Raw genomic sequence first — 9740 nt, forward strand, 5'->3', positions numbered from 1 at the left:
CAGCTACTTTTTCTACACTCATCGGATTTTCCTCTCAGGGTTTGCGGGCACCGCAAGCGGTGTTTTCGGGAGCTGAGCGTTGATATAGCTGGTTTTCCCCGCTGGTTCGAACCAGAATGCCTGAAATCAACCTGTAGAAAAACTCCTGTATGCCCGAAGCCTTCCTCAGCCTGCCGCCATTGAATGCGCTGCGCGCCTTCGAAGCCTCGGCGCGTCATCTCAACTTCCGCATCGCGGCCGAAGAGCTGAACGTAACCCAAGGGGCGGTCGCCCAGCACATTCGCGGGCTGGAAGCCGATCTCGGCACAAAGCTGTTCGAGCGGCTGCCGCGCGGCCTGGCGCTTACCGATGAGGGCCGCGCCTATGTGCCCAACATCCGCCGCGCCTTCGACCTGATCTCGGAGGCGACGCTGCTGTTGCGCCCCGAACCGGCACGGCTGACGATCAGCGTGACGCCGAGCTTCGCCACTAAATGGCTGATCCCGAGGCTGCACGACTTCGTCGCGCACAATCCGCTGGTCGATCTGCGCGTTCTGGCCAGCGAGAGCCTGTCGAGCTTTCAGGCCGATGGCGTCGACATCGCGGTCAGGCAAGGCCGCCCGCCCTTCGGCGCTGGGCTGATCGTCGACCTGCTGTTTCCCCAGCAGATCGTCGCCGTCTGCAGCCCGGCCTTGCTGCCGGAAGGTGTTGCTGAAATCGCAGCCTCCGAAATCCAGCACCATGTGCTGCTGCACGATGCCCACAATCTGTGGCCGGAATTCATGGAGAAAGCGGTCGGCCTGAAGATGACGACCGAATTGAAACGGATGCGCTTCAACCAGACGGGCCTCGCCATCGACGCGGCCGTCGCCGGCCAGGGCATTGCGCTGGCCAGCCGCTTCCTCGTAGCCGCTGATCTCGCCACGGGCCGCCTGGTTCAGCCCGTCAGCGGCGAAATGCGCGGCACGCAGGATTTTTATGTCGTGATGCCGAGAAAACAGCGCCACCCCGAGCCTACGCAAGCCGTGCGGCAATGGTTGCTCGATGCCGGAGACGGGCTGCCAGTCTAGATCGGCAGCAAGGCGTCGGGCTTCACATTGGCGATCGAAGCGTAGGTGTGTGTCTCCCGCACCCCGGGCAGCGGCAGGATGACGCGCTGCAGGAAATCCTGGAACATCGCCATGTCGGCGATGCGCGCCTTGACCAGATAGTCGAAGCCGCCGACCACCATGTGGCATTCGATGATCTCAGGCGCCCGCAGAACCGCCTCGGCGAAGCGGTCGAACACATGCGGCGCCGTGTGGTCGAGCCGCACCTCGATGAAGACGAGCTGCGCCTGCCCGATCCGGGCCGGATCGAGCACCGCGCGCACGGCGCGGATGAAGCCTTCGGCGAACAGCCGCTTGACGCGCTGCGTCGCCCCGGTCGGCGACAGGCCGACCCGGCGCGCCAGATCGAGCGTCGTGCGGCGGCCGTCCTCCTGCAACAAACGCAGCAGCGAGCGGTCGATACGGTCGAGATCGTCCATTTCAGGATCACACTTTTTGAGCAGACCAAACGTGATAATCACGCCAAAATAGCAAAAACAGTATATTTCATCACGCTCCCGGACCGCAATACCGTTGTCGTGCAACCGACAACGAAAGCGGATCCCATGACATCAGCGATATCGACCTCCCGCAGCGCCCAGGCCAAGGGTGACATGCCCGTACTCATCCTGAGCGAGGCCGAGGTGAAAACCTGCATCGACCTGCGCCAGCTTCTCGACGTGCTCGATGGCGGCTTCAAGGCCTTGTCCGGCGGCAAGGTGGTCAAACCGGCACGGCCGCAGCTCGATGTTCCGCAGGCCGGCTATTCGCTGGCGATGTCGGCATGGATAGCGGGCATGCATCTGACGGTGAAGATCGTCAACGTCTTCGAGGGCAACGTCGCCAAAGGCATCCCCAGCCACCTCGCCACCATCCATCTGTTCGACCCGCAGACGGGCATGCCGGTCTGCGTCATGGATGGCACCTACATCACCGCCGTGCGCACCTCCGGCTCGGCCGTGCTTTCGGTGCGTGAACTCGCCCGCCGCGACGCCAAGGTCGCAACGGTGGTCGGCGCCGGTGTGCAGGCCGGCCAGCATCTGCATCTTTTGCCGCTGGTGCGCGATTTCGCCGAAATCCGCGTTGTCTCCAAGGAATTTTCAGATGCGCAAGCACTTGCCGCGCAACATCCGGGTGTCGTTGCCGTCGCCGATATAGAGGCCGCGGTGCGCTCGTCCGACGTCGTCTGCCTGGCAACGCATTCCTATGCGCCGGTGATCTCGGCCGACTGGGTGCGGCCCGGCACTCACATCTCATCGGTCGGCGTCGCCCCGCCCGGCGGCGAATTGCCGGTCCAACTTATCAGCCGGGCCAGCCTGTTCGTCGAGACCAGGGACGCCTTTGCTCCGACGCCGGTCGGCTCTTGCGAACTGGCGGGCATTGATCCGAAAGCCGGAATCGAGCTCGGCGACATGCTGCTCGGGCGGCGGCCGGGACGGGTCAGCGCCGATCAGGTCACCGTCTACAAGGCCATGGGCGTCGCCATGGAAGACATGGTGGCCGCCGACCTCGCCTACCGCGAGGCGGTTCGGCGGGGAATGGGACGTGTAGTTGCGCTGTAGCGGAGCCGCTCAATTGTGGAGCCAGCGCCGCCCGTCGATAGGATCGTCCTTCTCCCCGTTTACGGGGAGAAGATGGCGGCAGCCAGATGAGGGGCGGCACCAACGTGGAGGGTTGGGACCAGCCCCTACCCCTCCACCGTCTCCAGCACGCTCAGCAGCGCGCCCTCCATGTCAGGCTCGTCGCCGGAGCAGACGCACAGCATCTCGGCGTCGCCCTCGCCCACCGACAGGTAGGCGTGACCCATGGTGGAATCGATATAAACGCTGTCGCCCTGTTTCAGCCGCACCGGCGCGTACTGGTCGGTGTGCAGCTCGATCTCGCCCTTGAGCACGATCAAAAATTCCTCGCCGGCATGCCTGGTCAGCGGGCCGAATTCCTGCGGCGTGCGGGCGCGTGCATAGGCGTGGATCGGCACCATGCGCTTGCGCACCAGATCGGTGGCCAGATAGCGGTAATCGTAGTTGCGGGTCAGCTGGCGCAGCGTGTTGGACTGCGAGGTCACCGAACGACGGGTGCGCGCGGCCGGCTGCTTGCGGTCCCCGCTCAGCAACTCGGTGACATGGATGCTCAGCCCCTCGCAGACCTGCAGCAGCTTGTCGTAGCTCAGCGACATCTGGTCGTTCTCGACTTTGGACAGCGTCGACACCGCGACGCCGGTCAGCGTGCTGACCTCCTGCAAGGTCCAGCCATGCGTCTTTCTCAAGCCGCGCAGACAATCACCGAGGTTCGGTTGCTCCGACATCGTCAGCTCCTGGCGCGGCCACTGAGCCGCTTCTTCACCCTTGGTAGTCCAACTCCCTGCCGCCATCAACAACGCTAATATTTTCTTATACGCTAAATATTGACTGGATACGAAATTATTTCTACCCCTAGAGAGCATGCAGTCCAAGTCTCTCCAAAAAATCGTCGTCATCGGCGGCGGCATTGCCGGCCTTTCGCTGGCGGCGGCCGTGCAATCCTGGGCCGAGATCACCGTGCTCGAGCGCGAGCTGCATCTCGGCTACCACGCCAGCGGCCGCTCCGCGGCGCTGTTTTCCGAAACCTATGGCAATGCGCTGGTGCGGGCGCTATCGCTGGCCAGCCGGCAGGCGATCATCGATGGCGGCTTCGCCGCCCACCGGCGCGGCGCGCTGCACGTCGGCGGTGTCGAAGACAGTGCAGCCGTCGACCGCATGGCGGCCGAGATGCAGGCGCTGGTGCCGAGCGTACGGCGCCTGTCGGCCACGGAAGTCACCGCGCTGGTGCCGGTCATCGCCACGGCAACCACCTGCGGCGGCGTCCATGAACCCGGCGCGCTCGATGTCGACACGGGAAAGATGCTTGCGGCTTCAGCCTCCGCGCTCAAGGCCGGCGGCGGCGTGATCCGCACCGGCCAGGAAGTGCTGGAGATTTCTCGCGTCGCAAACGGCTTCAGCGTCACCACCAGTGCCGGCGCCTACCAGGCCGACATCGTCGTCGACGCCGCTGGCGCCTGGGTCGATGTCGTCGCCGGGCTGGCCGGTCTCTCCGGTCTCGGCTTCCGGCCGAAGCGCCGCACCGCCTTCCTGTTCGATCCACCCGCCGGCACGGACATCAGCGCCTGGCCGCTGGTGGTCGATTTGCATGAACAATTCTACTTCAAGCCCGATGCCGGCAGGTTGATCGGCTCGCTGGCCGACGAGACCGATTCCGAACCCTGCGACGCCTTTCCGGAAGACATCGACGTCGCCATCGCCGTCGACCGCATCGAACAGGCGACGTCGCTGCGCATCGGCCGTCCGTCGACGCCGTGGGCTGGCCTGCGCACCTTTTCGCCCGACCGCACGCCGGTCATCGGTTTCGACCCGCGCCTGCCCGGCTTCTTCTGGCTTGGCGGCCAGGGCGGCTACGGCTTCCAGGTGTCGCTGACGCTGGCGCGGCTGGGTGCGGCGCTGCTGCGCGGCCAGCCGCTGCCGGACGATCTCACGGCACGCGGTATCACCTCCGCCGCGCTTGCGCCCGACCGTTTCATCACCCCGGCGGCGACGCCATGAACTTCACCGGCCTGCCCTTCCCTCAACCCGTAAAGTGTCATCAGGAGCGTTTGCGATGAAATCCGTTCTGCGCGCAGTCCTTACCTCGTCCTTGCTGGCCTCGTCCGTCCTTCTTGGCGGACAGGCCTACGCCAAAACCCTGGTCTATTGCTCGGAAGCCAATCCCGAAACCTTCAACCCGGCGATCGGCACGGCGGACTCCACCATGGATGCCGCCGCCAAGACGATCTTCAACCGGCTGGTCGAGTTCAAGCCTGGCACCACCGAGGTCGGGCCGGCGCTGGCCGAAAGCTGGGAGGTCTCAGCCGACGGCAAGATCTACACGTTCCACCTACGCCACGGCGTGAAATTCCAGTCGAACGACCACTTTACACCGTCGCGCGAGTTCAATGCCGACGACGTGCTGTACACCTTCAACCGCCAGCGCGACGCCAGCAATCCCTACCACAAGCTCGGCGGCGGCGCTTACGAGTACTTCAACGCACTGGGCATGGGCTCGCTGATCGACAAGATCGACAAGGTCGACGACCACACCGTGCGCTTCTCCCTGACGGCGGCCAACGTCACCTTCCTGCCCGGCATTGCGCTCGACTATCTCTCTATCCTGTCGTTGGAGCAGACCGAAAAGATGGTCGCCGCCGGCACGCCGGAACTGATCGATAGCGAGCCCGTCGGCACCGGCCCGTTCGTGCTGCAGGCCTATGTGCCCGACAGCCAGATCCGCTACGCCGCCAACAAGGATTACTGGCGCGGCGCGCCGAAGATCGACACGCTGGTGTTCGCCGTCACGCCCGAACCGACCACGCGCGTCGAGCGTCTCAAGGCCAATGAGTGCCAGGTCGCCGCCCCGCCCCCGCCCAGTGCAGTCGCCGATTTGCGCACCGATCCCGACATCACCGTGCTCGACCTCAAGGGCCAGAACATCGGCATTCTCGGCTTCAATGTCGAACACCAGCCGCTCGGCGATGTGCGCGTGCGCATGGCGCTGGCCAAGGCCGTCGACCGCAAGGCGATCGTCGACGCCGTCTATGCCGGCGCCGGCACGGTCGCCGGCAGCGTCGTGCCGCCGGCGCAGATCGGGGCCGTCACCGACGCCGGCATCGACTATGACCCGGATGGCGCGAAGGCGCTGCTGAAGGAAGCCGGCCACGAAAGCGACCTGAAAATCAGCCTGTGGGCGATGCCGGTATCGCGGCCCTACAATCCCAATGCCAAGCGCATGGCCGAGATGATCCAGGCCGACTGGGCGAAAGTCGGCGTCAAGGCCGAGATCGTCAGCTTTGAATGGGGCGAATATCTCAAGCGCACCGCGGCGGGCGAACAGGACGCCTATCTGCTCGGCGGCAGCAGCGACAATGGCGACCCCGACAACATGCTGAGCTACCTGCTGTCCTGCGACGGCGTGAAGGGCGGCTCCAACCGCTCGCGCTGGTGCGATCCGGCCTTCGAGAAGCTGCTGCAGGACGGTCGCGTCGCCGCCGATCCGAAACAGCGCGCCGACATCTACGCCAGGGCGCAAGCGATCCTGAAGGTCGAGGTGCCGGTGGCGCCGATCGCCCATTCGGTGGTGGCGATCCCGATCCGCAAGAGCGTGCTCAACTACGTGCTCGACCCCTTCGGCCGGCAGAACTTTGCCGCCGTCGATATGGCGGAGTGAAGCTTGGCGACCCTGCCCTCGGGCTCGGCCCGGGGACGCATCGACGTCTACGAAACCAGCAATTTAGCGGCGAAAGCAGAATCCATGCGTGAAGACCTCAACGCTCTCCTCAAAGCCTATCTCACCGATGGCGCGGTGGGCGCATCACTCGCATACTCCACTGGCGCCGCACCAACCGCCATCACCGTCGGCCTCGCCGACCGGGAGCATGGCGTTGCCGTCTCGCCCGACCGCCTGTTCAAGATCGGCAGTTGCACCAAGACCTTCGTCGCCGCCGCATTGGTCAAGCTCGCTCAGGACGGCAAGCTCGAGCTCGGCGCACCGATCGCCTCCTGGTTTCCCGACCTCCCAGGAGCAAAAGACATTTCGGTGCGCCAGCTGATCAACCACCGCAGCGGCCTGCCCGAGTTCGAATATTACATTCCGATGGATCCGAGCCGGCAATGGACGCCGCAACAGCTGGTCGACATAGCCTTCGTTTCCGACAAGCAGAAGGCGCCGGGCGGGCCCGCCGTCTACAACAACACCGGCTATGTTCTGGCCGGCATGGTGATCGAGGCTGTCTCCGGCCAGTCGCTGGGCGGTTATGTCAGAAGCGCGGTGCTGCACCCGCTCGGCCTGACAAACACCTGGTCGCCGGCCACCGAGGCCTTTCCGGAGAAATCGATGGTACGCGGCTATTACCACCGGCCGCCGCCGGCGGCGAATGCGCCCGCCGATATCGCCTCGGGCGGCGAGATGTGGCGCATGGACGGCGTGCTGCCCTATTCCGGCGGCTTGCAGGATTCTTCCGATTCCTTCCCGTTCGGCGCTGCCTATGGCTGTGGCGACATGGTGTCGACGCCGTCCGACATGGTGGGTTTCATGCGCGGCCTGTTTTCCGGAAAGCTGCTGTCGCCACCGTTCTTCGCCGAGATGTTTGAGCACCGTGTGCCGGCAAGCTTTCCAGGCACCCGCATGCGCGAAACCGGTGCCGGCATGTTCCAGAGCATCTATGCCGACCGCGCCTTCTACGGCCACCAGGGCAGCATTCCCGGCTATGTCGCCGTGATGCTGCACGATCCGATCTCGGGGTTGACCATCGCCATGACCAGCAATGTCGGCTCCGGCAACCGGCTGTCCTTCCAGGCCAGTGGCCTCCATCCGGTGGTCGATAAGGCAATCCAGATCATTCTGGAAAACTAGCCGCAAAAGATCGCCACGGCGGCAGCGACGATCGCCGCGTTGTCCTTCGCCACAGTTCCATCGGCGAGCGTATTGCCGTCTTCCAGACCGACCCGTGTCGACCAGCGCTTGCGATGCGCAAGCTTGACGAAGGGCCAGACAGTTGCATCGACGCCATGCAGCAGGATCGGCCGCCGTACCCCGGCGCGCTCGAGCACGGCGACGATGCCATGCGCTTCGTCGAGTGCAGCGGACAGGTCCGGGATGTCGATCTCGATCAGAATGCGCAGCACCTGGTCGTGGCCGGGAAGCGCTACGAAGCGCTCGGCATCGGCGACGACGGCAAGCCCCGCCTCGATGCCGACACCACGCTGGCGCAGCAGTTCCATCACGGCGGGCGCATCCGGTTCGGACAGGTTGACCGAAGCATAGTCGGGCAGGTCTCGCCAGCCGGCGATCGCCGTGCGGGTCCGCTCGACGTCGTTCTCGATCCAGGCGCCGGTCGACACGCCGACCAGTGTTCCCGGGCAGGTCCGGCGCACCGCCAGCACGGTGGCGTCGACGGCTGCCAGGCTTTCGCGCCCGTCAGTGCCGCGCGGATGGATGTGCAGTTCGGCCGCTCCAGCGGCGACGCAGGCTGCCGCATCGCTGGCCATTGCCTCGGCAGTCAGCGGCAGCTTCGGGTGGAAATCGCGCACGCGCGCGCCGTTGATGCAGGCCTGGACGATCATCGGTCTCACCTTGCGCAGGAAGTTGACAGTCTAATCACGCGGCGGTGAAGCCGCCAATCTCCCCCGTGTGGGGGAGATCTTCAATCTCATCAAGCGTGCAGGCTGCGAAACAGATCGAAAATCTGATTGTTCAGGTCGGCAGGACAGCGCCCCCCTTTATCCTGCCGGACATCTCCCCCACGGGGGGAGATTGGCAGCATCAACGCCGCGCGCCTCCCCGCAACATTCGGCGGCATTTGAATAAAAGCCGCTTGTGGATATTTACCCGGCGTTCCCTCGTCTCCGGCAAGGTCTTCTAGGGCGGGATCATGGAGGGACCATTGACCAGCGATTTTTCAGCCGCCCGCATCCACCTCGAACGAGCCTATCATTATCTGCAAGGCAACGACGAGACGAGTCGCGCGGCCTGTGAAGCGCTCGATCTGTTGATCGAAGCGGTGACGGAAGCGCAGCACAGGCGACCCGAGGCTGGAGTGCTGGAGTTTCCGCAATCGACGGCGCGCCGAACCGGATAGAATGCGGCGAGTTTCAGGCCAGTTCGGCCTGGCCTGAAACTCGCCGCACCCGGATCACGATGCCTTGCGGGCCGTCGCTCCCTTGGTCGCACGCGCGACAATTCGTTCCAGCGGCTCTGGCCGGTGCAGCAAAAATCCCTGGCCGAAGGCGACGCCCATGTCGCTCAACATGGCCAGCGTGTCCTGCTGTTCGATCTTCTCGCCGACCACGTCACAGCCGAGGCTGCGGGCGATGCTGGTGATGGCCAGCACGATCTCGCGGTCGAAACGGCTTTGGGTGATGTGTTCGATGAAGGAGCCGTCGATCTTGATCGTGTCGACGGGGAACCGCCGGAGATATTCGAACGAGCTCATACCGGCGCCGAAATCATCGAGGCTGACCCGGCAGCGCCGCTCGCGCGCCTTGCGCACAAACTGTTCGGCCGCGTCGAAATTGGTGACGGCGGCGGTTTCGGTGATCTCGAAGCCGATGCCCGAATGCGGCGCCCCGGTTTCTTCTATGACGTTGTCCACGAAGTCCCAAAGCTGCGGGTCGCTCAGCGTCTGCGCCGACAGATTGAAGCCAAGCGTCAACGCCCCCGAACGCAAGGCGGCACCATGCCGCGACAGCGCGGTGCGGATGATCCAGCGGTCGAGCCGCGACGCGATGCCGAACCTCTCGGCCACCGGAATGAACTCGCCGGGTGGCACCAGCCGGCCGTTGCGGGCAGCGAGCCTGGCCAACACTTCGACATGGCGGCTTTCCAGCCACGGCTTGCCGAGCAGGTGGATTTCCTGACCGAACAGTTTCAGCCGTCCGTCTTCCATGGCATCGACGGTGTCAGCGGCGACACGCGCGGCATTCAGCCCGCCCAATCCCGCCTCTGCTGCCGCGGAGAAGACCGCGAAGCGGTTGCGACCGGCGGCCTTGGCTGCGTAGCAGGCGTCGTCGGCACAGGCCAGCGCGTCGGCGACCGTGGTGCTGGCATCATCGACGAAAGCGATGCCGATCGAGGCCGCCAGCTTGCGGGTCGACGCGGCCACGCCGAGAT

General features: G+C 64.8%; 10 protein-coding genes. 6 read left to right on the forward strand and 4 right to left on the reverse strand.

Going from position 1 to position 9740, the window contains the following annotated elements; translation table 11 throughout:
• Positions 1 to 149: 149 nt before the first annotated feature.
• Complete coding sequence (locus EOB59_RS28570; RefSeq protein ID WP_127809844.1) at positions 150 to 1049, forward strand: LysR substrate-binding domain-containing protein; 900 nt, start codon at positions 150 to 152, stop codon at positions 1047 to 1049.
• On the opposite strand, the gene EOB59_RS28575 is transcribed toward EOB59_RS28570, so the two are convergent.
• Positions 1046 to 1507: an Lrp/AsnC ligand binding domain-containing protein gene (locus EOB59_RS28575; RefSeq protein WP_023813853.1), complete on the reverse strand. Its 462-nt coding sequence runs from the start codon at positions 1505 to 1507 to the stop codon at positions 1046 to 1048. The genes EOB59_RS28570 and EOB59_RS28575 overlap by 4 nt on opposite strands.
• 126 nt (positions 1508 to 1633) lie before the next feature.
• On the opposite strand from EOB59_RS28575, the gene EOB59_RS28580 reads away from it, so the two are divergent.
• Positions 1634 to 2629 carry an ornithine cyclodeaminase family protein gene (locus tag EOB59_RS28580; RefSeq protein ID WP_128289769.1) on the forward strand — a complete coding sequence of 332 codons (996 nt, stop codon included), beginning with the start codon at positions 1634 to 1636 and terminating at the stop codon, positions 2627 to 2629.
• A gap of 125 nt (positions 2630 to 2754) precedes the next feature.
• On the opposite strand, the gene EOB59_RS28585 is transcribed toward EOB59_RS28580, so the two are convergent.
• On the reverse strand, positions 2755 to 3372 hold the full coding sequence (locus tag EOB59_RS28585) for an XRE family transcriptional regulator (protein ID WP_127809842.1): 618 nt from the start codon (positions 3370 to 3372) through the stop codon (positions 2755 to 2757).
• A 136-nt stretch (positions 3373 to 3508) separates the two neighbouring features.
• Here EOB59_RS28585 and EOB59_RS28590 point away from each other — a divergent pair, with 136 nt between their 5' ends.
• From EOB59_RS28590 to EOB59_RS28600, 3 genes are read left to right on the forward strand one after another with little or no spacing between them, the layout of a single operon-like run.
• Complete coding sequence (locus EOB59_RS28590; RefSeq protein ID WP_127809841.1) at positions 3509 to 4642, forward strand: FAD-binding oxidoreductase; 1134 nt, start codon at positions 3509 to 3511, stop codon at positions 4640 to 4642.
• Positions 4643 to 4697: 55 nt separating this feature from the next.
• Positions 4698 to 6299 (forward strand): ABC transporter substrate-binding protein, encoded by a 1602-nt coding sequence (locus EOB59_RS28595; RefSeq protein WP_128289770.1) that lies wholly within the window; start codon positions 4698 to 4700, stop codon positions 6297 to 6299.
• 3 nt (positions 6300 to 6302) lie between these two features.
• The gene (locus tag EOB59_RS28600; protein WP_245486797.1) at positions 6303 to 7484 is read left to right on the forward strand and encodes a serine hydrolase domain-containing protein; all 1182 of its coding nucleotides are present in this window, start codon (positions 6303 to 6305) and stop codon (positions 7482 to 7484) included.
• Here EOB59_RS28600 and EOB59_RS28605 read toward each other — a convergent pair.
• Positions 7481 to 8194 carry a 3-keto-5-aminohexanoate cleavage protein gene (locus EOB59_RS28605; protein ID WP_127327775.1) on the reverse strand — a complete coding sequence of 238 codons (714 nt, stop codon included), beginning with the start codon at positions 8192 to 8194 and terminating at the stop codon, positions 7481 to 7483. The genes EOB59_RS28600 and EOB59_RS28605 overlap by 4 nt on opposite strands.
• 320 nt (positions 8195 to 8514) lie before the next feature.
• Between EOB59_RS28605 and EOB59_RS28610 the strand changes: the two genes are divergently transcribed.
• Entirely contained in the window at positions 8515 to 8709 is a 195-nt protein-coding gene (locus tag EOB59_RS28610; protein ID WP_164748793.1) for a hypothetical protein, read from the forward strand.
• A 54-nt stretch (positions 8710 to 8763) separates the two neighbouring features.
• Here the strand turns inward: EOB59_RS28610 and EOB59_RS36805 are convergent.
• Positions 8764 to 9740 (reverse strand): EAL domain-containing protein (locus tag EOB59_RS36805; protein WP_245486798.1); only part of this gene is annotated, 977 nt, incomplete at its 5' end.

Origin of the sequence: Mesorhizobium sp. M7A.F.Ca.MR.176.00.0.0 (assembly GCF_004023165.1) — a bacterium.
In the GTDB taxonomy this organism is placed as follows: domain Bacteria; phylum Pseudomonadota; class Alphaproteobacteria; order Rhizobiales; family Rhizobiaceae; genus Mesorhizobium.

Excerpts from the sequence above, each read along its gene's own strand:
- EOB59_RS28580 (WP_128289769.1), top strand. The coding sequence starts at position 1,634 with ATGACATCAGCGATATCGACCTCCCGCAGCGCCCAGGCCAAGGGTGAC.
- EOB59_RS28570 (WP_127809844.1), top strand. The coding sequence starts at position 150 with ATGCCCGAAGCCTTCCTCAGCCTGCCGCCATTGAATGCGCTGCGCGCC.
- EOB59_RS28590 (WP_127809841.1), top strand. The coding sequence starts at position 3,509 with ATGCAGTCCAAGTCTCTCCAAAAAATCGTCGTCATCGGCGGCGGCATT.
- EOB59_RS28575 (WP_023813853.1), bottom strand. The coding sequence starts at position 1,507 with ATGGACGATCTCGACCGTATCGACCGCTCGCTGCTGCGTTTGTTGCAG.
- EOB59_RS28605 (WP_127327775.1), bottom strand. The coding sequence starts at position 8,194 with ATGATCGTCCAGGCCTGCATCAACGGCGCGCGCGTGCGCGATTTCCAC.
- EOB59_RS28595 (WP_128289770.1), top strand. The coding sequence starts at position 4,698 with ATGAAATCCGTTCTGCGCGCAGTCCTTACCTCGTCCTTGCTGGCCTCG.
- EOB59_RS28585 (WP_127809842.1), bottom strand. The coding sequence starts at position 3,372 with ATGTCGGAGCAACCGAACCTCGGTGATTGTCTGCGCGGCTTGAGAAAG.